The 26,701-nt window shown below is 30.4% G+C and carries 28 protein-coding genes and 1 pseudogene; 11 read left to right on the top strand and 18 right to left on the bottom strand.

Annotation, left to right across the window (positions count from 1 at the left end; all coding sequences use genetic code 11):
• Window positions 1-752, bottom strand: a 752-nt coding sequence (locus G507_RS0102735; RefSeq protein ID WP_026716051.1) for a hypothetical protein, incomplete at its 3' end; no start/stop codon positions are given.
• A gap of 1,037 nt (window positions 753-1,789) precedes the next feature.
• Between G507_RS0102735 and G507_RS17720 the strand changes: the two genes are divergently transcribed.
• The 4 genes and pseudogenes from G507_RS17720 (at window position 1,790) to G507_RS16290 (ending at window position 2,756) form a co-directional block, all read left to right on the top strand.
• Window positions 1,790-1,969 (top strand): phage integrase SAM-like domain-containing protein, encoded by a 180-nt coding sequence (locus tag G507_RS17720; protein ID WP_169627274.1) that lies wholly within the window; start codon window positions 1,790-1,792, stop codon window positions 1,967-1,969.
• Complete coding sequence (locus G507_RS17595) at window positions 1,962-2,105, top strand: hypothetical protein (protein ID WP_157496467.1); 144 nt, start codon at window positions 1,962-1,964, stop codon at window positions 2,103-2,105. Before G507_RS17720 ends, G507_RS17595 begins: the two co-directional genes overlap by 8 nt.
• 60 nt (window positions 2,106-2,165) lie before the next feature.
• Window positions 2,166-2,278, top strand: a pseudogene (locus G507_RS17980) (cadmium transporter); the annotation flags it as partial.
• A 40-nt stretch (window positions 2,279-2,318) separates the two neighbouring features.
• A complete protein-coding gene (locus G507_RS16290) occupies window positions 2,319-2,756 on the top strand; it encodes a hypothetical protein (protein WP_084518921.1) in 438 nt (145 codons plus the stop codon).
• Between the two features lie 73 nt (window positions 2,757-2,829).
• On the opposite strand, the gene G507_RS0102715 is transcribed toward G507_RS16290, so the two are convergent.
• The 3 genes from G507_RS0102715 to G507_RS0102705 all read right to left on the bottom strand — a co-directional run bounded on the left by G507_RS0102715 (window position 2,830) and on the right by G507_RS0102705 (window position 5,417).
• Window positions 2,830-3,729, bottom strand: a complete 900-nt coding sequence (locus G507_RS0102715; RefSeq protein WP_035665424.1) for a mechanosensitive ion channel family protein — start codon at window positions 3,727-3,729, stop codon at window positions 2,830-2,832.
• Between the two features lie 83 nt (window positions 3,730-3,812).
• Window positions 3,813-4,367, bottom strand: coding sequence for a 2'-5' RNA ligase family protein (locus tag G507_RS0102710; protein WP_026716049.1), 555 nt, complete (start codon window positions 4,365-4,367; stop codon window positions 3,813-3,815).
• Between the two features lie 9 nt (window positions 4,368-4,376).
• Window positions 4,377-5,417 carry a Gfo/Idh/MocA family oxidoreductase gene (locus G507_RS0102705; protein WP_026716048.1) on the bottom strand — a complete coding sequence of 347 codons (1,041 nt, stop codon included), beginning with the start codon at window positions 5,415-5,417 and terminating at the stop codon, window positions 4,377-4,379.
• A gap of 235 nt (window positions 5,418-5,652) precedes the next feature.
• Here G507_RS0102705 and G507_RS0102700 point away from each other — a divergent pair, with 235 nt between their 5' ends.
• Window positions 5,653-6,408, top strand: a complete 756-nt coding sequence (locus G507_RS0102700) for a sulfite exporter TauE/SafE family protein (protein WP_026716047.1) — start codon at window positions 5,653-5,655, stop codon at window positions 6,406-6,408.
• Here the strand turns inward: G507_RS0102700 and ribB are convergent.
• The 6 genes from ribB to tpx are packed head-to-tail and all read right to left on the bottom strand — an operon-like array spanning window position 6,405 to window position 13,012.
• On the bottom strand, window positions 6,405-7,535 hold the full coding sequence (gene ribB, locus G507_RS0102695; protein WP_026716046.1) for a 3,4-dihydroxy-2-butanone-4-phosphate synthase: 1,131 nt from the start codon (window positions 7,533-7,535) through the stop codon (window positions 6,405-6,407). The genes G507_RS0102700 and ribB overlap by 4 nt on opposite strands.
• Window positions 7,525-8,979, bottom strand: a complete 1,455-nt coding sequence (locus G507_RS0102690; RefSeq protein ID WP_026716045.1) for an LptF/LptG family permease — start codon at window positions 8,977-8,979, stop codon at window positions 7,525-7,527. The genes ribB and G507_RS0102690 overlap by 11 nt, the downstream gene beginning before the upstream one ends.
• A gap of 11 nt (window positions 8,980-8,990) precedes the next feature.
• Window positions 8,991-9,632, bottom strand: coding sequence for an outer membrane lipoprotein periplasmic chaperone LolA1 (lolA1, locus tag G507_RS0102685; protein ID WP_245575588.1), 642 nt, complete (start codon window positions 9,630-9,632; stop codon window positions 8,991-8,993).
• 1 nt (window position 9,633) lies between these two features.
• Window positions 9,634-12,096, bottom strand: a complete 2,463-nt coding sequence (locus tag G507_RS0102680; RefSeq protein ID WP_026716043.1) for an FtsK/SpoIIIE family DNA translocase — start codon at window positions 12,094-12,096, stop codon at window positions 9,634-9,636.
• A gap of 39 nt (window positions 12,097-12,135) precedes the next feature.
• Window positions 12,136-12,510, bottom strand: coding sequence for a diacylglycerol kinase family protein (locus G507_RS0102675; protein WP_026716042.1), 375 nt, complete (start codon window positions 12,508-12,510; stop codon window positions 12,136-12,138).
• Between the two features lie 4 nt (window positions 12,511-12,514).
• Complete coding sequence (tpx, locus tag G507_RS0102670) at window positions 12,515-13,012, bottom strand: thiol peroxidase (RefSeq protein ID WP_026716041.1); 498 nt, start codon at window positions 13,010-13,012, stop codon at window positions 12,515-12,517.
• 139 nt (window positions 13,013-13,151) lie between these two features.
• Between tpx and G507_RS0102665 the strand changes: the two genes are divergently transcribed.
• From G507_RS0102665 to arsB, 5 genes are read left to right on the top strand one after another with little or no spacing between them, the layout of a single operon-like run.
• Complete coding sequence (locus tag G507_RS0102665; RefSeq protein ID WP_026716040.1) at window positions 13,152-13,475, top strand: ArsR/SmtB family transcription factor; 324 nt, start codon at window positions 13,152-13,154, stop codon at window positions 13,473-13,475.
• A gap of 58 nt (window positions 13,476-13,533) precedes the next feature.
• Window positions 13,534-14,007 (top strand): DUF6428 family protein, encoded by a 474-nt coding sequence (locus G507_RS0102660; RefSeq protein WP_026716039.1) that lies wholly within the window; start codon window positions 13,534-13,536, stop codon window positions 14,005-14,007.
• Between the two features lies 1 nt (window position 14,008).
• The gene (locus tag G507_RS0102655) at window positions 14,009-14,626 is read left to right on the top strand and encodes a class I SAM-dependent methyltransferase (RefSeq protein WP_026716038.1); all 618 of its coding nucleotides are present in this window, start codon (window positions 14,009-14,011) and stop codon (window positions 14,624-14,626) included.
• A gap of 1 nt (window position 14,627) precedes the next feature.
• The gene (locus G507_RS0102650) at window positions 14,628-15,239 is read left to right on the top strand and encodes an arsenate-mycothiol transferase ArsC (protein ID WP_026716037.1); all 612 of its coding nucleotides are present in this window, start codon (window positions 14,628-14,630) and stop codon (window positions 15,237-15,239) included.
• A gap of 4 nt (window positions 15,240-15,243) precedes the next feature.
• Window positions 15,244-16,275 carry an ACR3 family arsenite efflux transporter gene (gene arsB / locus G507_RS0102645; protein WP_026716036.1) on the top strand — a complete coding sequence of 344 codons (1,032 nt, stop codon included), beginning with the start codon at window positions 15,244-15,246 and terminating at the stop codon, window positions 16,273-16,275.
• Between the two features lie 27 nt (window positions 16,276-16,302).
• On the opposite strand, the gene G507_RS0102640 is transcribed toward arsB, so the two are convergent.
• The 6 genes from G507_RS0102640 to G507_RS0102615 form a co-directional block, all read right to left on the bottom strand.
• A complete protein-coding gene (locus G507_RS0102640; RefSeq protein ID WP_026716035.1) occupies window positions 16,303-16,560 on the bottom strand; it encodes a DUF6952 family protein in 258 nt (85 codons plus the stop codon).
• A gap of 2 nt (window positions 16,561-16,562) precedes the next feature.
• Entirely contained in the window at window positions 16,563-16,871 is a 309-nt protein-coding gene (locus tag G507_RS0102635; RefSeq protein WP_026716034.1) for a thioredoxin family protein, read from the bottom strand.
• Window positions 16,872-16,955: 84 nt separating this feature from the next.
• A complete protein-coding gene (locus G507_RS0102630; RefSeq protein ID WP_026716033.1) occupies window positions 16,956-17,591 on the bottom strand; it encodes a peroxiredoxin in 636 nt (211 codons plus the stop codon).
• A gap of 241 nt (window positions 17,592-17,832) precedes the next feature.
• Window positions 17,833-20,019: a catalase/peroxidase HPI gene (gene katG / locus G507_RS0102625; RefSeq protein WP_026716032.1), complete on the bottom strand. Its 2,187-nt coding sequence runs from the start codon at window positions 20,017-20,019 to the stop codon at window positions 17,833-17,835.
• Window positions 20,020-20,150: 131 nt separating this feature from the next.
• On the bottom strand, window positions 20,151-21,608 hold the full coding sequence (gene nhaC, locus G507_RS0102620; RefSeq protein ID WP_026716031.1) for a Na+/H+ antiporter NhaC: 1,458 nt from the start codon (window positions 21,606-21,608) through the stop codon (window positions 20,151-20,153).
• Window positions 21,609-21,690: 82 nt separating this feature from the next.
• A complete protein-coding gene (locus G507_RS0102615; RefSeq protein WP_026716030.1) occupies window positions 21,691-22,893 on the bottom strand; it encodes an aminotransferase class I/II-fold pyridoxal phosphate-dependent enzyme in 1,203 nt (400 codons plus the stop codon).
• Window positions 22,894-23,064: 171 nt separating this feature from the next.
• Here G507_RS0102615 and G507_RS0102610 point away from each other — a divergent pair, with 171 nt between their 5' ends.
• Window positions 23,065-23,517: an Lrp/AsnC family transcriptional regulator gene (locus tag G507_RS0102610; protein WP_157496466.1), complete on the top strand. Its 453-nt coding sequence runs from the start codon at window positions 23,065-23,067 to the stop codon at window positions 23,515-23,517.
• On the opposite strand, the gene G507_RS17475 is transcribed toward G507_RS0102610, so the two are convergent.
• Both G507_RS17475 and pckA read right to left on the bottom strand, forming a co-directional pair.
• On the bottom strand, window positions 23,507-24,883 hold the full coding sequence (locus G507_RS17475; protein ID WP_084518915.1) for a threonine/serine exporter family protein: 1,377 nt from the start codon (window positions 24,881-24,883) through the stop codon (window positions 23,507-23,509). The genes G507_RS0102610 and G507_RS17475 overlap by 11 nt on opposite strands.
• A gap of 67 nt (window positions 24,884-24,950) precedes the next feature.
• Entirely contained in the window at window positions 24,951-26,549 is a 1,599-nt protein-coding gene (gene pckA, locus G507_RS0102600) for a phosphoenolpyruvate carboxykinase (ATP) (RefSeq protein WP_026716028.1), read from the bottom strand.
• Between the last annotated feature and the right edge of the window lie 152 nt (window positions 26,550-26,701).

The following is a 26,701-nucleotide window of genomic DNA, read 5'->3' as shown; positions in this document are numbered from 1 at the left end:
CCACTGTCAACTGCAGCCATCGATAATGGATTAAAAGCACCATTTTTCAATGAATACATTTGTCCATTAATCTCTTGGTAAAATTCAACACCTAAAGCCAAAAACAAAGGCTTAGTTGAGTTAGCCGTTACCACATTAGTCTGACTAATCACTGCAGTAGGAGTAGAGTCCCATGGCATGATAGGAGTTTCAGAAGTCGCAACCACAAAAGTTTCAGCTTCAAAATCTACCTCAGCACCTCCAGATATAATCTTAAAGTGAGTAGTTCCACTAGGAGCTGCAATCATGTTCCCTGGAACAAATGATGCAATATCCACTTTAACCTCTCCAGCCGCACGGTCAATACTTGCCACATAAGGAGCAAACAAAGAAGTTCCTAACTTCCCACGAATATTGAATTCAAAACCAAATAACAATTCAGCCTCTCCATCAATAACGTTTCTTAAACCTCTCTCACTCACCAAATCCGCTTGGATTACTTTAACCATTCTTTGAGTAAGTCTACTCACCATTCTACCATCGGCAGAATTTAAAAGTAACGGTCTAAGGGCCGTTCTTAAAAGCTTACCAGCTTTTCCAGCTCTACCAAATTCAGAACCATTCTCACGAGTTCTCTGAAACGCAGGATCACTTTTGATTCTACTAGCATCAATTCCACCTTTTTCACGAGCCAAGTGCCCATCTTGCGTTTTGTAAAAAGTAATATCTCCGATAGTACCTTTTAATTTAATTATGCCTTTCTGTCTAGCCATAACTTCAAAATTTTAAATTAAACAATCACTTTCATTCCATCAATCTGTTGCAACCACATTCTGAATGATTTATGCAAAGTTTACAAAGCAATTCCCATAATAAAAAACAACAAGTGTCACATATGTCCTAAAATGACACGTATGTCCTAAAAAGCACTTAAAATCAAATGATTTTAAATTAAATATAATTAGTAAATTGCATTACAATAAAGCTACTCAACAAGTAGTTAAAGCTATATCAAAAGTATAGATAAAGTATGAAATTGAAGTTTAAAAGGATTTGCATCTATCCAAAGGACATACAGCGTATCACAGGCAAAAGTTATAGGCAAAGTGCAAGAATGTTAAAGGCTATTAAGTTAAGCTATGAGAAACGAGATAATGAGTTTTTAACAATAGAGGAATTTTGTTTATACACTGGTTTGAATATTGAACAAGTAGAGCCTTTAATTTTTGGATAAGATTTATAAAATAATAAGAAATAATTTTACTTATCTGCACTCATAAGTTGTTTGAATACTAGTCCATTATGAAGTTCAAATAATAGTCTTATAGTATTGCAAATTATTTAAATAATCACTACTTTTACTGTATACAATTTAATGTATTTTATTGTTATTTATAAGTGACCTATTCAATGACCTATTAGAACATACTACAGCAAAACGTTTGTAAATATTGGCGTCAGAGAGATTGGACAAATCCCTCTTTCTCCGCTTAGTAGATTTCAAATCTCAACAAAACCTCGAAAATCTTACGAATTTCGGGGTTTTTTGTTTTCTAAAACTTCAAAGAAATACATTCTTTATCAAATTTCAAGATGCATAATCGAGACCCTAAAATTTACACAAATTTGGGTCTCGCTAAATGGTAGAAATAAAAGTAAGAGCCCTTGCTGCTGTTAAGGTTGTGAACCAAAAAAGCACCCTACCAAAAATTGAACATCTTGTTTTGTGACAAACCTTTTTTAAATTATTGTATAATTAAAAGGTTACCAAAATGAAAGCAAAAATTTATATGTTTTTCTATCTAAGAAAATTAAAATTGATCATTCTTTTGTAACAGATTATGAATTCTTTTTGAGAACAGTTCGAAAATGTGCTAATAACACAGCTGTCAAATACATTAAGAATTTCAATAAAATTATTAAAATATGTTTCGCCAATCATTGGCTGGATAGAAATCCATTAATTCCGTATGAAATTTCTAATGAATAAAGATATTGGTTTAACAAATAGCTTAGAAGATTCGATTTCCGATTTATTAAGAAAGAATAAAACAATTTCACTAGATACTAATTCATTTATGACTTATTTTAAATATTATAATTTAATGGCAAAAGTAATATTTTAAAAAAATGTCCTACTTAAAAGCATAATCTAAAGGATTTAAGGACAAAAAATAGTGTTTGGTTTAGTTCTTAAAGCTGGTAGATTAGCAACCATTTAGGAAGTGTTTTTGCAGATATTGGTGTTGCTTTATTGGCTTTTTTAAATGCTATCAGAATTCAAAGGATGAAATTTTAATTTAAAAGTGTTATATTTAGCTTCTCAAAAAAAAGATAAAATGAAAAAGATTTTTACTTCAGCGTTACTGATTTCCTTGTTAACTATTTCTTGTAAAAATGAGGAAACTACAGAACCAATAGCTAATGATAATGTTCCTATAACTTCAGAGGCATCATCAGAACAAAAGAATAATGTTATAACGCCAATTGCAGCACCATCAATGACAAATCAACCAGCAACTGCTATGAACGGATTAAACCCTGCACATGGTCAACCTGGTCATCGTTGCGAAATAGCTGTTGGTGCACCTTTAAATTCAACGCCATCTGCGTCAAGTAATAATATACCAACTACTACTCAACCAAGTGTTGTTCCAGCTAATGCTGCTACAAGTCCAATGTCCAATACAACTGCTTCTGGAATGAATCCAGCTCACGGTCAACCTGGTCATAGTTGTTCAATTCCAGTTGGTGCACCATTATCACAATTAAAATAAACTAAATTTAACTAAAAAAAATCCTAGCATAACGGTTAGGATTTTTTTAGTTTATATTTTTAACTTATTAAAATTACTCTTTTCTATCAGACATCTGAATCGGCATTTCATTCAAAGTTGTTCCACCTTTAATTCCAAAGTCTAATGTGCGTATTGGGAACGGAATCATAATGTCATTAGCATCATAAGCCTTCTTAATTTTCATGATGGCTTCGCTTCCTACTTTGTTGTAAACAGATTGTTCAGGAGTATTAATCCACATTCTTACGGATAAATTTACCGAACTATCACCAAATTCAACGAAATAAACATTAACGGCATCTGTTTTTGAAAGTTCTTCAATATCGCTAACTGCATTTAATGTAATTTGTTTTACTTTTTCTAAATCATCACCATAAGAAACACCTACGCTTAAATCAAAACGTCTTTTTTGCAAGATTGTATAATTTTCTATAGGGTTTTGAAATACTTCTTTGTTAGGAATTATAACGGTTTGTCCCTGAAAAGTTTCCATTACGGTATCACGTAAATTAATTTCTTTTATTTTTCCCATGTAGTCGCCAATTTGAACGATATCAGCCACTTTTAAAGGTTTTCTGAATGAAATAAAGATTCCAGACATAATATTAGCGGCAATATCTTGAAAAGCAAAGGCTAAAGCTAATCCTAAAATACCCGCACCAGCTAAAATTGAAGTAACGGCTTTGTCTAAATTAAGAATACTTAAAACTGTAAAAATAACAATGCCAATAAATATAAAATAAATTACAGAGCTAAATAAGTTGTTAAGGGTGATGTTGTTAGATATTTTAGCAAAAAGTTTTCTAGCAATTTTACGAACGAATTTGGCAATATAAAAACCAATTACCATTACAACGGCTGCCATAACAATATTGGGTAATAGTTTGATTAAAGCTTCAACCCAATCCGTTAATTTTTCTGTAATTAAGTTAGAAATTTTATTAATGTCCATTTTTTGATTAAAATTTAGTTGTGACAAGATAGCAAAAGAAATCTTTTTTTACAACTATTAATAAATAGTGAGCTAATTCTATTTTAAAATAAAGAGCCTTGAATAACTTGAGTTGACTTTTCACCTTTAAATTGAAATGAATCAATAACTTCAAACTGTTTTAAGTTAGTATTAAATTTCCTCAGAAAAACCCTTTCACACAAGAATTTTACTTCTATTTTTTGAAATAGAATATTAGCTATTTTTAACTTTTCAACATCTAGTTTTCTAGCAATAGATAGATGAGGTTCAATACTTTTGTACATTTTTTTTATAGTTAATGAAGCAGTTAAAATTTTTATTATTTTCTTTAAATCTTCTTTTGATTTTTCTGAAGGTTTTATAAAGAATACACCATTTGGATAACTATCGTAATCTACTAATTCAACATCAAAAGGGGAGAAGCTCGCTGTTATTCGACTTATTTGATTTTTTATGATTTCAATTTCAGTTGAAGTGAATTCGCAAATGGTAATATGTGCCAAAGAATTTTTACTGTTGAACCAACCAATTTCATTTGCTAATTGAAGTTTTATTTTCTTTACTTCATCAATGACAATATCATCCGGAATAAAAGCAAGTGAATATTTGTTTTCCATTTTTTAGTTTTATAGATCAATTACTTTTTTTTGATTAGAACTTTCAAGAGCAGCTTCAATAATTTGCATGACTTTTAAACCATCATCAGCTGTTACAGGTTCTATTGTATTATTAATTATTGACTGATAAACTCCTTCAAAAAAATCATAATAATTACCAGGAATTGTTGGGACATTTTTTCGAATATCTTCACCGTTTAAAGTGATATTTAAAATTCCTTCTTCTTTAACAGGTTCTTTTCCCCAATCTTCTAAATTTGGTTTTTTACCTGTTTTAAGAACATCTTCTTGAATGTCAGCACGAGATTTAAAAAAACTTCCATGTCGACCTTGTAAAGTAAAGCCAGGTAATTGTTCTTTGTTAAAAAAACCGGCATGTAATCTTACTGTTTTATCAGGATAATACAATAAGATGTCAATATTGTCATCATTTATAGAGTTTTCTCTAAGGGTGCGAATGTCGGCAAAAACAGCATTTGGATAACCAAATAAACATAAAGCTTGATCAATAATATGTGGTCCTAAATCTTTTAAAATTCCAGCACCATCATTTTTAGCTTCTTTCCATTTTTTTGCACTTAACTGAGGATTATAACGATCAAAGCGAATTTCTGCTTCTACAATTTCACCTAAAACATTTTCATCAAGTACACTTTTTACTGTTTTGAAATCGCTATCCCATCTTCTATTTTGGTAAACAGCAAGTTTAAGTCCTTTTTCGTTTGCTAATTTTTTTAGAATTTCAGCTTCTTTGGCTGTTGTGGTAAAAGCTTTTTCAACAATAATATGTTTACCAGCATTTAAAGCTTGTTTTGCATATTGAAAATGTGTGTCAACTGGTGTATTAACAATGACTAAATCTATATCGTCAGTCAATAATTCTTCTAGAGTTGTATAACTTTTGACATTTGGATAATCATTTTGTATTAATTTTTTACTGCGTTCCCAAGCACCAATTAATTCAAAACCGGAGTGTAACTCGATAAATGGAGCATGAAATACTTTTCCAGACATTCCGTATGATAAGAGAGCGGTTTTTATTTTGTTCATTAAAAGAATAGATAAGATATACAAAGTTAGGTAAAAACAAAAAAACAAAAAGAGGTAATTACTTTAAGTTTTTCTTATGTAAAGATATTTTGAGACTGAAAATTAATTTAAAAGATAAAGTGATATATTTGCAATCCTTAAACAAAAAGAAATTATCAGTGGAATTTTTTGATAGAATCCTCTATAAAACCTTAAAGTCTTCAAATCTAATTTAAGATTTTTTATTCAAATTATTATGCAAGAAAGTTGGACTTATTTATTATTAGTAGCTTTAGGATTTTTGGCAGGATTTTTAAACACTGTCGCTGGAGGAGGAACTTTGTTAACTTTACCAATCCTTATTTTTATGGGATTACCAGCACCTTTAGCACAAGGAACAAATAGAGTTGCAATATTATTACAAACTTTTACGGCAGTTAGAGGCTTTAAAAGTAAAGGAGTTTCAACATATCCGTTTAGTTTGTATGTTGGAATTGCTGCTTTATTAGGATCAATTATTGGTGCTTATTTGGCTTTAGACTTTGATGGAAAAGCTTTTAATAGAATGCTTGCCGTTGTTATGATAATGGTTTTGTTTTTAACTATTTTCAATCCAAATAAAAATTTAACTAATGTAACTGAAAAATTAACTGGAAAACCTTTAGTAATCTCATTAATAGTTTTCTTTTTCCTTGGAATTTATGGTGGATTAATTAATGCAGGAATTGGTTTTTTAATGCTTATTGCACTTCCTTATATTAACGGAATGAATTTATTAAGATCTAATGCAACTAAAGTATTTGTTGCCTTTGTTTATACAATTGGAGCCGTAGCCGTTTTTGCTTTTAATGACAAAATCGATTACGGCTTAGCAGCTGTATTATCTATTGGAAACGTTTCTGGTGCTTGGTTTGGAAGCCGTTGGTCTGTTAAAAAAGATGAAAAAGTAATTAAAATGTTTTTAATCGTAACAGTTACAGCTTTAGCAATTAAATTATGGTTTTTTGATTAGTATTTAACGTAATCTGTAATTTCTAAACCATATCCAATCATTCCCACACGTTTTGTTTGTTCAGAATTTGAAAGTAATTTTATTTTTGAAATATCTAAATCGTGAAGAATTTGAGCTCCAATTCCAAAATCTTTGGCATCCATTTTTACTTGAGGTGCTTTGTGAATTCCTAGTTCTTGTAATTCTTTTAATTCGGTAATTCTATGAAGCATTTCGATAGATTGCTTTTCTTGATTTACAAAAATGACTGCTCCTTTTTCTTCCTGATTTATTCTTTTAAACATATCTTCTAATCTATCATCAGGATTTGAAGTCAATGTTCCTAAAATATCATTGTTAATTTGTGATGAATTTATACGCGTTAAAACTTCATCACCAATATTCCAACTACCTTTTGTCAAAGCAATATGAACTTGTTTGTTTGTAGTTTGAAGGTAAGCTCTCATTCTATATTTTCCAAAACGGGTTTCAATTTCAAAATCTTCTTTTTTCTGAATTAAACTATCGTGTTGCATTCTGTAAGCCACCAAGTCTTCAATTGAAACTAATTTTAAATCAAACTTCTTAGCTACTTCAGCTAATTGTGGTAAACGAGCCATTGTTCCGTCTTCGTTCATTATTTCCACAATAACACCAGCAGGAGTAAAGCCCGCTAATCTTGCAAAGTCAATTGCAGCTTCTGTGTGACCAGTTCTTCTTAAAACACCACCTTGTTTTGCGATTAAAGGAAAAATATGTCCAGGACGAGCTAAATCAAAAGGTTTTGTATCTTCATTAACTAAGGCTAAAACTGTTTTTGCTCTATCAGCCGCAGAAATTCCAGTAGTTACACCATTTCCTTTTAAATCAACAGAAACTGTAAAAGCGGTTTCCATATGATCCGTATTATTGGTAACCATTGTGTGTAAATCTAATTCTTTACATCTTCTTTCTGTCAAAGGAGTACAAATTAGTCCACGACCATGAGTTGCCATAAAATTAATCATCTCGGGAGTTACTTTTTCGGCTGCAGCTAAAAAATCTCCTTCATTTTCTCTATCTTCATCATCAACAACAATGATTATTTTACCTTGGCGAATATCTTCAATGGCTTCTTCAATTGTGTTTAGTTGTATTTTATGTGACATTAGTTGTAGTTGTTTTTTGTTTTTTTAACTTGTTTATTACTTTTTTAATTGGTTCCGTGATCCAATCAAAATTTATCATTATTCCTATATCATTTGTCGCTCTGTATGTTAGTAAAATAGCAAAAGGTGCTAAGATAAATGATGACATCCAAGCTCCTAGAAATGGACTAATACTATCTTCTTGAGCTAGTTTTCGTCCAAAGGTATTTATAAAATGAAATGTTATGAAAATTAGAATTGCAAAAACCATAGGTAAACCTAACCCTCCTTTTCTAATAATAGCTCCAAGTGGTGCTCCAATAAAAAACATCAATAAGCACGAAAAAGCTAGCATATACTTTTCATGAATTGCAGTCCAATGTTGATTGATATTTCTCTTTTTAAACTCTAAATCATTTTTACTACTGTCAATAGAAAAATCTATACTTGTAATATTGTTTGTAGCGATTTCAATAATTTTCTTTTGATCAATCAATTGATATAATTCTAATAAATCATCAGTAATAGTATCTTTATCAACGTATTGTATTTTCCTTGAATTTAAAATATTTGAAGTTCGTTGTGTAATATTATCAGAAAATGAAATGATATCTTCATTATAACTTTTTTGTAAAGAATCAATTGTGATATTAAGTTCGCTAATATTTAGCATCTTATCAGTATTTGAGATAGCTTCCTGATTAACATCTGAAGTATTTAATTTACCAATATCAATGGTTAAGATATATTTCTTGAAGGTGCTTTTTGCAAAAGGTACCTTTTTTTGTTCTTCGTATTTAGTAGGAACAATATCTTCGTAATAATTACCATCAAATAGTTCAAGATTTAATAGGTTTCCACTATCATCACTTGATAAAATACCATTTTTAGCATTTATAATTGTACTAGCACCATTTCCGATACTAGATTTTTTATGAATAACAATTCCCTTTAAAAACTGTCCTTTGTCACCTGATTTTTCCTGGACTTTTATGTTTGTGTTTCCTATTTGATTAAACTGACCTTGAGCAATTGCCATGGCAGGTTTCTGCTGAACTATATTTTGACGTAAATTGATGAATTTATATTGTGCTTGTGGAATTACGTTATTAGAAAAAACAAACGCAACAATACTTAAAAGAACAATAAAGACTGTTAAATACTTCATGGCTCTTTGTAACGAAATACCAGAAGATTTCATAGCAGCAAATTCATAATTTTCAGAAAAACTTCCAAAAGTCATGATAGAAGCTAATAGCACAGAAAGAGGTAATACCAGAGGAACTACATTTGGAGCATAAAAACTTAAAAACTTTAAGATGGTAAGAAAATCTAAATCTTTACCAGCTAATTCGGCAATAAAAAGCCAAATACCTTGAAGGATGAATATAAAAAACAAAATTACGAATACTGTTGTAAACGTAATTATGAATGATTTTAAAATATATTTGTCTAATATTTTCAACGAAACTTATTTTAGTCTAGTCTATTGATATAATAGCCAGAATATTTTGATTCCGTAAAGGTAAAATGATTTTTCGATAAAGGCTGATTTGTTTTAAAAGAATTAACAGTTAAAGTTGTTTTTGTTCCTTTTTTATCAGTTTCAATCATAGTGTAGATATGATTTGTTGAAGTATCTATTCCAATTAAAACCTCTTTTACATTATCTTTTGAACTGGTTGGTTTTAATTTTACATATTGAATTTTTCTTCCTTTTACATTTTGCAAAATATCCCAAGAATAACTATAACCCGATTGAAAAAAAGTTAGCATTTTGTCTGGTGTAATTGCTTTGTCATCATCTTTTCCATTCGAAATTGTTATTTCTTCATCTTCTGGAACAATTGTGTATGTTTTTTTACCATCATACATTTTTGTAATTCCCATAAAATTTAAGACATATTTATTTCCGCTTATAGAAACGTTTCCATTGCTATCCTGGTTAATGTTTTCTTTAGCATTTGAAAGCGAATATTTAAAGTCAATAACAATATTAGTGTATCCTTTTGCTTTTGTAGCAACATCATCTAATAATTGTTTTGCTTTTTTGGCATCTTGTGCCTGAATGTTTAAAGTAAATAAAAATAATACTACGACTTTTAATAAAGTTTTCATGTTAAGAATTGTTTTTTTCATTGTTTAAAAATAGTTCTAATGCTACTAAATCTGGAATCAAGACAGATCTTGCTTTACTTCCTTCAAACTGACCAACTATACCAGCAGCTTCTAATTGATCTATAATTCTACCTGCTCTATTGTAGCCTAATTTTAGCTTTCTTTGTATTAAAGAAGCACTTCCTTGTTGGGCTGTTACAATAACTTCGGCAGCATCTCTAAAAAGAGAATCTCTTTCGGAGATATTCATATCAAGTTTTGTGCCACTTTCCTCACCAACATATTCTGGTAACTGATAAGCTTCTGGATAAGCTTTTTGAGAACCAATGTATTCTGTAATTCTATCAACTTCTGGAGTGTCAACAAAGGCACATTGTACACGTACTATTTCATTTCCTTGAGTAAAAAGTAAATCTCCACGACCAATTAATTGATCAGCACCACCCGAATCTAAAATAGTTCTTGAATCGATTTTTGAAGTTACTCTAAATGCAATTCTCGCTGGGAAATTGGCTTTTATCATACCTGTAATAACATTTACAGAAGGTCTTTGTGTAGCAATTATTAAGTGAATTCCAATAGCACGAGCTAATTGAGCTAAACGAGCAATAGGTGTTTCAACTTCTTTTCCTGCTGTCATAATCAAATCAGCAAACTCATCAACTACAAGTACTATATAAGGTAAGAATCTATGTCCTTGTTCTGGATTTAATTTTCTTTGTTTAAATTTATCATTGTATTCCTTAATATTTCTAACCATTGCATCTTTTAACAAGTTGTAACGGTTATCCATTTCAATACATAGTGAATTTAAAGTATTAATTACTTTAGCATTATCAGTAATAATTGCATCTTCAGTATCAGGAAGTTTAGCTAAATAATGTCTTTCAATTTTATTAAATAGGGTTAATTCTACTTTCTTTGGATCTACTAAGACAAACTTAACTTCTGCAGGATGTTTTTTGTATAAAAGTGACGTCAAAACAGCATTTAAACCTACAGATTTTCCTTGTCCAGTTGCTCCTGCCATTAATAAGTGAGGCATTTTTGCTAAATCAAAAACAAAAGTTTCATTTGAAATTGTTTTACCCAGTGCAACAGGTAATTCCATTTCAGATTGTTGAAATTTCGCTGAAGAAATCACACTTTTCATAGATACTAAAGTTGGATTAGCATTTGGTACTTCAATACCAATAGTACCTTTTCCAGGAATAGGAGCAATGATACGAATTCCAAGTGCGGCTAATGAAAGTGCAATATCGTCTTCTAAGTTTTTAATTTTTGAAATACGAACACCAGCTTCTGGAACAATTTCGTATAAAGTAACGGTTGGCCCAACAGTTGCTTTAATTTGAGAAATTCCGATTCCATAATTCTTTAAGGTTTCAAGAATTTTATTTTTGTTTTGTTCTAATTCTTCTTGATTAATGGTTATGCCAACAGATGTGTACTCTTTCAGTAAATCAACGCTAGGCATTTTATAATTTGATAATTCTAAAGTAGGATCAAATTCACCAAAATTTTCAACAATTTTTGCTGCCAAATCGCCTTCAACAATTTCCTCTTCTTCTGTAGTTTCTATTACAAAGCTATCGTCTTTTGTTTCAATGACTTTTTTTGATTTGTCTTCAATTGAAAAGGTTTGTTCTGTTTTGGGTTCTTCTTTTACTTTAGGTTCAAGAGATAGTTCAGATGAATGTCCAATAGTTGGTTTTAAACTTTTTTTGTCAATTTCAAAAGCGGATGTTGGTTTTAATTCAATTTTTGAAATGGCTTCATCATCTTCAGTTAATTCAAAATCTTTAGAAGTTTTTTCTTCTTTATTTAGATTTACTTCTGTAATCTCAATTGATTCTTCTTTCTCAAAAACTGGATTAGGAATTTTATTTTTTATTTTTTCAACTTTATCTTTAATTTTGTCTGGAGACATTTTCATTTTGAAAACTAAAAATAATATGGTTATTAAAATTAGTAAAAGGATAGTTCCAATTTTACCAATATAATCTTGTATAAATTGATTTATTTCATAACCAATTACACCTGAAAGGTTTGGAAATTGATTCCAGAAAAAACCAAAAATTAATGACAAAGTAATAATCAAATAGAAATCCCAAAACAAAGATTTTCTTAATTTAAAAATACTGATATCTAAAATAAAATAGATTCCAATCATTAAAATTGATTTTACAAAAATAATTGAAGCAACTCCAAAACCTCTATAAATAAAGAAGTCAGCAAGATATGCACCAATTTTGCCTAACCAATTTTCTGTTTTTTCTGTCCGATCAATAATTGAGCCTATTTGACTTTGGTCATAATTACCAGTAACATAATAAGATATAAACGAGATTAATATCGCAACAGCAATTAAAACTAAAATACAACCTATTATAAACCTATGTTGCCTATAGTTTTTAGGAGCATTTGTTTCTTTTTTAGAAGTTGATGTTTGTTTTTTTGCCATATAAATTTACCTTTAATTAAGGTTTTTTTCAAAAATTAATTAGGATAAATGGGGAATATAAATGATACAACCAATTGCAATTGCGGTCAACGCTGCAAAAAATACAGCACCTGCAGCAATGTCTTTAATAAAGCCAATTCTTTCGTGGTATTCAGGATGAATAAAATCAGCTATTTTTTCAACAGCAGTGTTTAAACCTTCAATACCTAAAACCAATCCAATAGCTAAAGTTTGAATTAACCATTCTTCATGAGAAATGCCAAAGTAAAAACCAGCGATAATCATTAAAACAGCCAAACAGCTTTGAACCATTACGCTATGTTCTGTAGTGATAAGTTTAACAGCACCTTTAAAAGCATATCCCATGCTTTTAATCCTTCCCGTAAAAAGCGTTTCGTCTTTTTCGAATTTCATATAATTATAATGAAGCTAAAGCAGATTCGTAATTTGGTTCGTCAGCTATTTCTTTAACTTGTTGAGAATGAATTACAGTTCCGTTGACATCTAAAACTATTACAACTCTAGAATGTAGTCCTGCTAATGGCCCATCTACAATTTCTAAACCATAATCTTTACCAAAACTTCCTTCTTTGAAATCCGATAAGTTAACTACGTTTTCTAATCCTTCTGCACCACAAAAACGCTTTTGAGCGAATGGTAAATCTCTGGATATACATAGTACTTTTGTGTTTTTCAATTTACCTGCTTCTTCGTTAAATGCTCTAACAGAAGCAGCACATGTTCCAGTATCAATACTTGGAAATATATTTAATACAACTTTAGTACCTCTAAAATCTTCTAAAGTAGTGGTTGATAAATCGTCTTTAATTAATTTGAAATTTGGCGCTTTCATGCCTACAACAGGTAATTCACCTGATGTTAATATTGGATTTCCTCCTAATGTAATTGATGCCATTTTGATATAAGTTTTAAGTAACAAAAGTATGAAATTAATTTGGAATAGGGAAAGGCATAATTATTTAATAAAATTCCAAAAATAATAGTGATATTAAATTAATATATCGTAATATTGCAATATAATAATCAATAGATTTATGGGAGCTTCAAAATCAGACTTTTTTTCAGACGAGCAAAACGAATTAGCTAACTTATTTAAGGCTATTTCTCATCCTGCACGAATTGCTATTATTCAATATTTATTGACTGTAGATACATGTATTTGTGGTGATATTGTTAACGAATTGCCTTTAGCACAACCAACAGTTTCTCAACATCTAAAAGAGTTGAAAAATGTTGGCATTATTAAAGGAACTATTGAGGGTACATCAATTTGTTATTGCTTAAATCCTGAAATAATGGAGAAAATGGAAAACTATTTTGGAGGAATTTCCAAAGAATTAAAAAATAAATGTTGTTAAATCTTAAATAATATTAATCTTCAGCATTGACGAGATGCTGAAATAAATTCAACATAAAATGAAATTATCAGAAATTAAAAAAGAATTGAAAAAGCTGACAACTATTGCTTTTCAGTTACCGAATGGAGATTTAGTACCTACTCATTTTCATGTTACAGAAGTAGGTAAGGTGACTAAAAATTTTATCGATTGTGGTGGAACAGTCCGAAACGAAGAAGTTGTAAACTTTCAATTGTGGGAAGCAAATGATTATGACCACAGATTACATCCAGAAAAATTAATTAACATAATTGAATTGTCTGAAGAAAAATTACAAATTCCAGATTTAGAAATTGAAGTGGAATACCAAATGAAAGATACTATTGGTAAATTTGATTTAGATTTTGATGGAACAAACTTTCTATTAATTTCCAAATTAACCGATTGTTTAGCAAAAGACAAATGTGGAATTCCAGTAGAAAAGCAAAAACTAAAATTAAATGAATTAAGTGCACAAGGTAATTCTTGCACTCCAGGTTCAGGTTGTTGTTAATATGGAAAATATCAAAAAAGATCACTGGGAAAAAGTCTTTACAACAAAGGCAGAAAATGAGGTAAGTTGGTTTCAAAAAAAGCCAGAAACTTCTATTCAATTAATTCAAGCTTTAAAATTGCCAAAAGACGCGAAAATCATAGATATTGGTGGTGGCGATAGTTATTTAATTGACAGTTTAATCGATTTGGGTTACACAAATTTATATTTGCTAGATATTTCAGAAAATGCCATTCTAAGAAGTAAAAATAGGTTAGGAGCAAATGCTGATAAAGTCACTTTTATAGTTTCTGATGTTTTAGATTTCAAACCAACTGAAAAATTTGATGCTTGGCATGATAGAGCATCGTTCCATTTCTTAACGGATGAATCGGATATTTTAAAATATAAAGCCATTGTTTCTGATGCTTTAGCTTTAAAAGGAAATTTTGTTTTAGGAACATTTTCAGATGAAGGACCTTTAAAATGCAGTGGATTGGATATTTCTCAATACTCTATTGAAAAAATACTAGATCTTTTTGAAGATACTTTTGAAATGGAAAACTGTTTTACTGAAGATCATGAAACACCTTTTGAAACCACACAAAATTTCATTTTTTGTTCCTTTAAAAAATTATAATATGTATTCAAAAATAGAAACTATAATAAATGAAGTCTCAAATTTCATAATTTCAGAAGAAAGAAAAGAGATATTGAATTCATTAGTTGAATATGTTCAGCAAAAAGTGAATGCTAAGGAAGAAATTCGTTTGAATTTTATTTGTACACATAATTCCAGAAGAAGTCATTTATCACAAATTTGGGCACAAACCATGGCTTTTCAATTTAATATTCAAAATGTTTTTTGTTATTCTGGTGGAACAGAAGCAACAGCTATGTTTCCAAAAGTAGCTGAAACGTTAGAAAATCAAGGGTTTCAAATTCAAAAGGTGAGTGAATTTGAAAACCCAGTTTATGCTGTAAAATATGACGAAAATGCTCATCCTATCATTTGTTTTTCAAAAAAATATGATGATGCATTTAACCCAACTTCAAAGTTTACAGCAATCATGACTTGTTCCTCTGCTGATCAAGGTTGTCCATTTATTGCTGGAGCTGAAAAAAGAATTCCCATTCAATATGAAGATCCAAAAGCTTTTGATGGAACCGATTTAATGAATGAAAAATATGCTGAAAGAAGTTTAGAAATAGCTTCGGAAATGCATTATATTTTTTCTCAAATAAAAAAATAAGAGTATGAAAAAGAGATTAGGATTTTTAGACAAATATTTAACACTTTGGATTTTTTTAGCGATGTTATTTGGTGTTGGAATTGGTTATTTTATTCCGAATTCAGCAGATTTTATAAATTCCTTTTCTTCTGGAACAACAAATATTCCTTTAGCAATTGGATTAATTTTAATGATGTATCCACCTTTAACTAAAATTGATTTTTCAAAAATACCCTTGATGTTTGAAAAACCGAAATTACTCGGAATTTCATTTATAATTACTTGGATAGTTGGACCATTTTTAATGTTTTTATTAGCGACTTTTTTCTTGAAGGATTATCCAGAATACATGACAGGATTAATCATCATTGGAATTGCTCCATGTATTGCCATGGTTATCGTTTGGAATGAATTGGCTGAAGGAAACCGTGAATTAACAGCGGGTTTAATTGGAATAAACAGTCTATTGCAAGTTTTCTTTTTTAGTTTATATGCTTATTTTTATTTGGAAGTAATGTTGCCTTTATTCGGAATAAAAGGTTTAGAATTAGACATTACAGTAGCTGAAATAGCAAAAACGGTTGGAATTTATTTAGGAATTCCGTTTGCGTTAGCTGTTGCTAGTCGTTATTTTATAAAGAAATATATTGGTGATAAATGGTTTAATCAGAAATTTATTCCGTTTGTTTCTCCAATTACATTGATTGCTTTATTGTTTACAATTGTCATAATGTTTAGTTTAAAAGGAGAGATGATAGTAGATTTACCTTTTGATGTGATTAGAATTGCAATTCCGTTAGTAATTTTCTTTACCATAATGTTTTTCTTGATGTTTTTTGTGGCTAAGAAAATTGGAGCAAATTATCGTGATGCTGTAGCTTTATCATTTACAGCTTCTGGAAATAATTTTGAGTTAGCTATTGCTGTTTCTATTGGCGTTTTCGGAATCAATAGTGGACAAGCTTTTGCTGGAGTTGTTGGGCCTTTAGTGGAAGTACCAGCTTTGATTATATTAGTAAACGTGGCTTTTTGGTTGAAGAAAAAGTTTTATAAATAAAAATGCTCCCAAATTGAGAGCATAAATTTATTTATCAATAGATCCTAAAACACGCTTCATAAAATCATTTAGCGCTGTTTTTTTGTCTTTTCCTTCTTTGACCATTTTGTGGACTTCAAGAGCTCCGTACATGTTTGAGATTAACTCACCAATAACATCCAATTCTTCATCTTTTAAAGATGGAACTTCAGTTAAGGCTTCTAAAACCTCAATGGTTTCTACTAAATAATCTTGATCATTATCCTCAATAAATTGAGTTAAATGTTTGATAACAGGTAGTTTCATAATTAGATTACTTCATTTACTAATTCCGTTAAAACTTCTAACTTATTAGTTTGCGTTTGATTTACTAATTTTCCGTTTTTAAAAGTTGCAAAAGTCGGTAAATTATCCACTGTTGCTAATTTTCTCGATTCAGGAAATTTTTCTGCATCAACCATTAAAAACGGAATACTTTCATTTTGTGAAGCCAACATTTTAAATTTTGGTTTCATAATACGGCAATTTCCGCACCAAGTTGCTGAATATTGCACTACAACCGTTTCGTTTGAAGCTATAACTTCGGCTAAATTATCTTGTTCTATTTCTGTAAACATATTTTTTGGATTTTTCAATTAAAAAAACCAAATCCCAAAGTTATATTCTTGGAATTTGGAATTTTAAATTTGGAATTTTTTCTATTAGTTTTGAGCTAAATATGCAGCTGTACTTAATCTATCAGCAGTCATTGCTTCTTTACCTTCTTCCCAGTTTGCTGGACAAACTTCACCTTTTTCTTGTACGTGTGTGTAAGCATCGATTAAACGTAAATATTCGTTTACATTTCTACCTAATGGCATATCGTTTACACTTTCGTGGAAAATTTTTCCTTCTTCGTCAATTAAATATGTAGCTCTGAAAGTCACGTTTGAACCTTCTAAAATTTCCTCGTTTAATTCTTCATCATAAACCCATTCTGCATCAAGAATTTCTAAATTTGCAGATAAATTACGAGTTGTATCAGCTAAAATTGGATATGTAACACCTTCAATTCCACCATTGTCTTTTGCTGTGTTTAACCATGCAAAGTGAACTTCATTTGTATCACAAGAAGCTCCTATTACTATAGTGTTTCTTTTTTCAAATTCACCTAAAGCCGCTTGAAAAGCGTGTAATTCTGTTGGACAAACAAAAGTAAAGTCTTTAGGATACCAGAATAAAACTACTTTCTTTTTGTTGTTTACTGCTTCTTCTAAAACGTTAATTCTTAAATTATCTCCCATTGCTGAAATTGCGTCAACTGTAATGTTTGGGAATTTTTTTCCTACTAATGCCATTGTGTTTATTTTTTTAATGATTAAATTTCTACTGCAAAATTACAAAATCAAGTAATAAAAAGTCAATAGTATTATGATTTGTTCTTATTAAGATATAGATATTTATTATGCGTATATTTCTTACTAATAATTTAACACTTTATTTATTTAAATGATAATTTTTAAGTTTTTATTTTAGTAATTTCATAAAAAAAACCACCAAAAGGTGGTTTTGTAGTTTAAGATTATTTTGTAAATAGTTTTAATTTACATCAAACCTATCATTATTCATGATTTTTGTCCATACTTTTACAAAGTCATTCACAAATTTTTCTTTAGCATCATCTTGCGCATAAACTTCTGCATAAGCTCTCAAAATTGAATTTGAACCAAAAACTAAATCTACACGAGTTGCAGTCCATTTTGTTTGGTCTGTTTTTCTGTCGTTGATGTTGTACAAGTTTCCAGCTATTGGTTTCCAAACATTATTCATATCCGTTAGATTCACAAAGAAATCGTTTGTAAGTGTTCCAACTTTGTCTGTAAAAACACCATGTTTAGTTTCACCATAATTTGTTCCAAGAACTCTCATTCCACCTAATAAAACAGTCATTTCTGGAGCAGTTAATCCTAAAAGTTGTGCTTTGTCAAGCATTAATTCTTCTGGTTTAACAGCATATTCTTTTTTCATAAAGTTTCTAAAAGCATCATTTGTAGGTTCTAATTCAGCAAATGATTCACCATCTGTCATTTCAGCATTTGCATCACCACGACCTTGTAAAAATGGAGCTTTTATAGTTACGCCAGCATAGTGAGCTGCTTTTTCTACTGCTGCAGTTCCACCAAGAACTATTAAATCAGCTATGCTTACTTTTTTAGTTAATCCTGCTTGGATTTCTGTTAATTTATTTAATACTTTTTGAAGACGTGCTGGTTCATTTCCAATCCAATCTTTTTGCGGAGCTAATCTTATTCTGGCACCATTAGCACCACCTCTAAAGTCAGAACCTCTAAAAGTTCTTGCACTATCCCAAGCTGTGTTTATTAATTCAGCACTGGTTAAGCCACTATTTAATAATTTTGTTTTTAATTCTTCAATTTCAGCCTCTGATAAATTATAATCTACTTTTGGAATTGGATCTTGCCAAATTAAATCTTCTTTTGGAGCATCAGCACCTATGTAACGATCTTTTGGTCCTAAATCACGATGTGTTAACTTAAACCAAGCTCTTGCGAATACATCTTCAAAGTAAGCTTGATCGTTATGAAAACGTTCTGATATTTCTCTATAAATTGGATCCATTTTCATAGCCATATCAGCATCCGTCATGATAGGATTATTTCTTTTTGTTGAATCAAAAGCATCGAGAGGTTTATCATTTTCTTCAATATTAATTGGTTCCCATTGCCAAGCTCCAGCAGGACTTTTCTTTAATTCCCAATCGTACTTCATTAATAGGTGAAAGTATCCATTATCCCATTTGGTTGGGTTTGTTGTCCAAGCACCTTCAATTCCACTTGTAACAGAATCTACTCCAACACCAGTTTTTGTTGGGTTTTTCCATCCAAAACCTTGATTTTCAATTTCACCTGCTTCAGGTTCTCTTCCAAGTACTGATGCATCTCCGTTTCCATGAGCTTTTCCAACAGTATGACCACCAGCCGCTAAAGCCACAGTTTCTTCATCGTTCATTGCCATACGTTTAAACGTAGTACGAACATCAATTGCTGTTTTTAAAGGGTCAGGTTTACCATCAACACCTTCTGGATTAACATAAATTAATCCCATTTGTACTGCAGCTAAAGGATTATCTAATGATTCTCTATTTTCATCACTTTCATATCTGTTTTTAGTCTCAGCTAACCATTCTTTTTCAGCACCCCAATAAATATCTAATTCTGGATGCCAAATATCTTCTCGTCCACCTGCAAAACCAAATGTTTTAAAACCCATAGATTCATAGGCCATATTTCCGGCAAGAATCATTAAATCAGCCCAAGAAATTTTATTACCGTATTTTTTCTTAATAGGCCATAACAATCTTCTACCTTTATCTAAGTTTCCATTATCTGGCCAACTATTTAAAGGAGCAAATCTTTGATTTCCTGTATTACTTCCTCCACGACCATCTGAGACTCTATATGTTCCAGCAGAGTGCCACGCCAATCGAATCATTAATCCACCATAATGACCCCAATCTGCTGGCCACCAATCTTGACTATCGGTCATTAAATTTTTTAAATCAGTTTTTAAAGCTTCTAAATCTAACTTTTTAAACTCTTCTGCATAATTAAAATTATCACCAAGTGGGTTTGTCTTTGAATCATGTTGATGTAGAATGTCTAAATTTAATGCTTCAGGCCACCAACTTTCATTTGTGGTTTTTGGTTTTACGTTATCCTCTTTTTGATGAAAAGGACATTTACTAATGTCGTTCGAATGTTCCATATTTTTTGGTTTGGTTGTTTATTTACTGTGTAAGCAATTGAATCTCATGTAAATTTACAACATAAAAAAAACCATCACTAAAAAAGTAATGGTTTTTTTTTATAAAATAATAGATTTTGATTATAATTAAGCTAATCTTTGATAGTTGAAACCAATTGTCTGATTTTAATATTAAAGGCTGCAAAAATTAATGTCATAACTGGACTTAAATAATTAAAAATAGCATATGGTAGATAATCAAAAGTATCTACACCTAATGTTCCAGATTGATAAGCACCACAAGTATTCCAAGGAATTAAAACAGATGTAACTGTTCCAGAATCTTCTAAAGTTCGACTTAGATTTTCAGGTGCTAAACCTTTATCATGATAAGCTTTTTTAAACATTTTCCCAGGAACTACAATAGCTAGATATTGGTCTGATGCTGTTATGTTTAAGGCTAAACAACTTCCCACAGTAGAAGCAAATAATCCAAATGTAGATTTTGCCATACTTAATAAGGTTTGACTAATACGAGCTAATGCACCAATCGCGTCCATTATTCCTCCAAAAACCATGGCACATAGAATTAACCAAATTGTGCCTAACATTTTTTGCATTCCACCGGATTTGAATAGATCAGCTAAATTTTCATTATCTGTTGGAATAACTGATTCAACTGTTATTGCATTTAAAATTCCTTTGTAAGCATTTGCAAAATTCATAGTTTTTTCACCCGAGAGCATTAAAACAATTTCAGGTTGAAAAATTAATGCAAAAACTGCAGCTAATAATGTTCCAATAAATAAAGCAATTATAGGTTCTGTTTTTTTAACAATTAATCCAATTACAATAGCTGGAACTAAAAATAACCAAGGTGTAATATGAAATGCTTTTTGAATATCGGCTAATAAAGCAGATGAATCCGCAACTCCAGTCGTTTCTACTGTTAAGCCTAGTATGATAAAGATGATAAACGTAATAATATAGGTCGGTACAGTTGTAAATGACATATATTTAATATGTGTAAATAAATCTGTTCCAGCCATTGCAGGTGCAAGGTTTGTAGTATCTGACATTGGAGAAAGTTTATCCCCAAAATAAGCTCCAGAAATTACAGCACCGGCAACCATTCCTAAGGGGAAGCCTAATGTTCCACCAATTCCAATTAATGCAATACCAACAGTTGCAGACGTTGTCCATGAGCTTCCAGTTGCAATTGATATTACAGAACATATTATTAATGTTGCAGGCAAAAATATTCCTGGACTTAATACTTGCAATCCATAATATATCATTGATGGAATTATTCCACTCACTAACCAAGTTCCTGCTAAAGCACCAACCATTAGAAGAATTAGAATTGCACCAGCGGTAGATTTTATGTTTTCGGCGACTTCATCTATCATTTTTTGAAAGGACACTTTGTTGAAAAAACCTACAATTGCAGCAACAGCTGCGCCCATTAATAAAATAAATTGATTACTTCCACTTAACGCATCATCTCCAAAAACGTAAACATTGTAGCCTAACATTCCTACTAAAGCTATAACTGGAATTAAAGCTTCCCAAATGTTTAGTTCTTTATTTCTATTAATATGTGTATCCATGAATTATTTTTTGAAGACGCAATATATAAAAAAAAATCCGCTTAAGAATTTCTTAAACGGACTTTATTAAAGTGATAAGATATTATAGAATATTTAATTCCTTCATGCAAGCTTTCATCATTTCATAAGTTCTTTCTATGTTGTTATCTAATCCAATTGAAAAACGAATTAAACCATCTGTTAATCCCATTTCAGCTTGTTCTTCTACTGGAATTTCTGATGAAGTAGATGAGCCTGGGGCACTAAATAAAGTCTTGTAAAACCCTAAACTTACTGCTAAATAACCTAAGTTTTTTTCTTGCATTAATTCCATTAAAGCATTAGCTTTATCTAAACTTCCAACATCAATAGTCATCATTCCTCCAAAACCATATTCTGGGTTAATCATATTTTTATAAACTTCATGACTTGGGTGAGATTTTAACCCAGGATAAACCGTTTTAATTCCGTCTTTTTCGAATTTTTCAGCTAAATAAGCTGCGTTTAAACTGTGTTGTTTAATTCTTAAATGCAGAGTTCTTAAGTTTTTCATCACACTTGCAGAACGCATGCTATCCATAGTTGGTCCTAAAAGCATACTAGCACCCGAATTTACATCTTTCAATTGATTAATGAATTCTTGTGAAGCACAAACTACACCACCAACAGTATCACTACTTCCGTTAATGTATTTTGTAAGGGAATGAATCACAATATCAGCTCCTAATTTAATTGGAGAAACCGATAAAGGTGAAAATGTATTGTCAACCACTAAAGTTAAGTTGTGTTTTTTTGCAATTTTAGATAATTCAGCCAAGTTAGCAACTTCTAAAAGAGGATTACTAACAGTTTCACAATATAAAACTTTAGTATTTGGAGTTATAGCCGCTTCAACAAGATCTAGCTTAGTAATATCAACAAAAGAAGTTTTTACACCCATTCTTGGAGCAAAATTCTTTAAGAAAGCATAAGTTCCACCATAGATTGTTCTACTAGATACAATATGATCTCCATTTCCACATAATTGTAGTAGAGTAGGAGTGATTGCTCCCATTCCAGATGCAGCTACGTTTGCTGTTTCCGTTCCTTCCATGGCTGCTAGAGCTCTGTCAAGATATAAATTACTTGGAGAGGAATGACGAGAATATAAATAACATCCTTCAGCATTACCTTCAAAGGTATCAAACATTGTTTTTGCAGAAAGGAAAGTATAAGTTGAAGAATCAGAAATAGATGGATTTACACCACCAAATTCCCCAAAATATTGTAAATCTTGAATATTATCAGCTGGATTAAATTTGCTCATGTTTATAAGTTTAAAAGTTATTCAAAATTGATGATTTGTAATTAAATAATCAACACATGGGTATATATTTAGACTTTTATACATCATAAATATAAATTTTTAGAAAATTATTCTAAATAAAGTTTGTAAAACATCAATTTTTAGTATTTTTGAAACTTCAAACTAATAATTATGGATGCAATTGACAAAAAACTAGTAGGTTATCTACAATTAGATGCTAAAAAAACCACAAAAGAATTATCTCTAAAATTAAATCTTTCGGTAACGGCTGTTTATGAAAGAATTAAAAAATTAGAACGTGAAGGAATAATTTCTAAATATGTTGCCTTACTTGATAAAAAGAAAATCGATAAAGGTTTTATGGTTATTTGTCACATTAAGCTAGTACAACATAATGTGGATAGTGTAACTACTTTTGAGAAAGAAGTTGTAAAATTGGATGAAGTTTTAGAATGCTTTCACGTAAGTGGTGATTATGATTACATCATCAAAATATACGTTAAAGATATGGAAGCTTATAGAGAATTTATGTTGACAAAATTAACTACTCTGCAACATATTGGAAGTACGCATAGTGTCTTCATGATTGGTGAAGTAAAGAATGAAACTAATTTTAAAGTTTAGTCTTCTTTTCTGGATTTTTAATAAAATATAAGTTGATCAATCGGTTTAAGTCTTTTTCTTTTACTGTATGACTTTTAAATACAATAACCGCAAAAGCAACACCGAAAGCCAAGGCAAAAACAATGAATATTGCTGAAACTCCAGTGTTGAAAGTTTCGATTACATCATTTACATTTTGAGTTTCTCCATTAGGTTCCATGATCCATTTAATGATTCCCATCATAAATTTGTAACTTAAAAGTCCAGGAATCATATTTATTACAGCTGGAATTGTGAAAACAACTGGTGGAGTATGTGTACGATGTGCAAAATATATTCCTGAAATTCCAACAAAACAAGAAGCACAGAAAACTGAAAAAAGCTGACTAAAGTCTAATTCTACATTCAGAAAATACTTTATCATAAAACCAATACCTCCCAATAAGAACACAACCCATAAAGCTCTTTTTGGTGTGTTGAAAAGAACAGCAAATCCTATAGATGTTATTCCTCCCCAAAGAAATTTTGAACCCAATAATAAAGGATAAAAGCTTTCTCTATGAAAAGTAATACTCTGCTGAACTTCAGAAAGATCAATTAATATGTGATTAAAAATTCCTTCATCAAAAATAAAATTTGAAAAAAAATAACCACTTGCAATAGAGAATATTATAAATAATCCATGAGTTAATTTGGAAGTTCCAGCTTCAATATATCCTTCTAAATAATCTATAAATGAATTAATTAGTACAACTCCAGGAACTAAATATAGTACAGAAACGGCTAGTGCTTCAATATTATTTAGATTAAAAAGAGAACCTAAAAGATGAATTGTTGAAACTGAAATTAGTGTAACCAAAAAATAGGAAAAAAAGAAATTATAATTTTTAGATCTTAAGAATTTTAAAAAACTAAACCCTAAAAAGGTAGAAATAAAAGCAATAATGCATTGAAACCAATCACCTTCAAATAAACGACATAGTGCTACACTTGCCAAAGGAAGTAAAAGATATAATTGCCATTTTTGATAAACTGTTTTGCGTTTAATTCTTTTGAGAATTTTACCTATTCGTCTTGTACTTATTTTATTTTGATAAACATCCCAAGATAGAATACTAATTCCGGAAACAGTTTCAAAATTAATTCCTTTTACTTTGATACTTCTTGATAACGTATAACTGCTTTCATTTTTATTAATTGTAATTACGATTCCGTTAAAAGTTAAAACCAAATCAACATCATAGCCCAAACCTTCTGCCATACGTTCTAGATTACGAACTATACGAGCATAATGCGTACCACTCGAATGTAATGCTACAACGACATCGGCTAAAATATTTAAAGTTTCATTGATTTCTTTTTCGTCAACTTTTGGTACAATTTCCATTACAATCTTATGATAAAAAAAATTAAGCCACTAATGTAGTGATTTATTAGTGGCTTAAAATAGTTAATTATAAACTTGGACCTGCAGAAACTAATCGTTTTCCTTCTTCTGTGCCGCAATATTGTTCGAAGTTTTTATTGTAAAGAACAGTTAAGTCTTTTGCTTTTTTCTCCCAATCTGCAAGTTCTTTGTAAGAAGTTCTTGGATCTAGAATATCATCGACTTTGTCTAATTTTTTTGGTGCAGTCAAATTCAAGAAAGGAATTTTTATAGTTTCAGCTTTATCAATGCTTCCATCAAGAATTGCGTCGATAATTGCACGTGTATTTTTTAAAGAAATTCGTTTTTCTGTTCCGTTCCAACCTGTATTTACTAAATAAGCTTTGGCATTGTGTTCTTTCATTTTACTTACTAATGTTTTAGAATACATAGTGGGATGTAAAGTTAAGAATGCTTCCCCAAAAGCAGGAGAGAATGATGGTTGTGGTTCAGTGATTCCTCTTTCTGTTCCAGCTAATTTTGAGGTAAATCCGCATAAGAAATGGTATTGAGCTTGATCTTCATCTAAAATTGAAACGGGTGGCAATACACCAAACGCATCTGCAGATAAATAAATAATTTTACTTGCATGTCCAGCTTTTGAAGGCAACACAATTTTATTTATGTTATAAATGGGGTAAGAAACTCTTGAGTTTTCTGTAATTGAATGATCATAGTAATCAACATCACCATATTCATCTACAACTACGTTTTCTAATAATGCATCTCTTTTAATTGCTTTCCAAATATCAGGTTCGTTTTCCTCGCTTAAATCAATAACTTTAGCGTAACAACCACCTTCAAAATTAAATACACCATTATTATCCCAACCGTGTTCGTCGTCACCAATTAAATAACGTTTTGGATCGGCAGAAAGTGTTGTTTTACCTGTTCCTGATAAACCAAAGAATATAGCTACGTCACCTTTTTCACCTACATTAGCGGAGCAATGCATAGCGGCAATTCCTTTTAATGGTAAGTAATAGTTCATCATTGAGAACATACCTTTTTTCATTTCTCCACCGTACCAAGTACCACCAATAATTTGAACTTTTTCAGTTAAGTTGAACATCACAAAATTTTCAGAATTTAAACCTTGTTCTTTCCAGTTAGGGTTTACTGTTTTTGAAGCGTTCATTATGATGAAATCAGGCTCTCCAAAATTTTCTAATTCATAAGTAGAAGGTCTAATAAACATATTGGTTACAAAGTGTGCTTGCCAAGCTACTTCCATTACAAAACGAACTTTTAATCTGGTGTTCTCATTTGTTCCACAAAAAGCATCCACTACATATATTTTTTTTGAAGAGGAAAGTTGTTTTACTACTAATTCTTTACATTCTTGATAAATTTCATTAGAAGTTGGCATATTCACACTGTTCCAATCAATCGTGTCTTTTGTTATATTGTCTTTTACTATATATCTATCTTTAGGAGAACGCCCTGTAAAAACTCCAGTTTTAACAGCAATTGCACCTGTTGAAGTTTGTGCTCCTTTTTCATATCCTTTTCTAGCATGAGAAGTTTCAGCTTGAAATAATTCTTCATAACTAGGATTGTAAACTACTTCATGATATCCTGTGATTCCTAAATTGTGTAATTCTTGTATTACTTTAATGTTTTTCATGATTATATGATTTAGTTTTATTTAATGAATTCTTTATTTAATTTTATATTTCAAATATCCGATTTTTAAAAACCTATAAACCTGATATTTATCATGAAATAAATAATTCTACGAAAACGTTTTCTTTGATTATCAAGGGTTTTGGGTATTCT

The organism is Flavobacterium gelidilacus DSM 15343 (assembly GCF_000422685.1).
Classification (GTDB): domain Bacteria; phylum Bacteroidota; class Bacteroidia; order Flavobacteriales; family Flavobacteriaceae; genus Flavobacterium; species Flavobacterium gelidilacus.
Note: the sequence above shows the minus strand (reverse complement) of the source record. Positions and strands in the feature narration are given on the sequence as shown.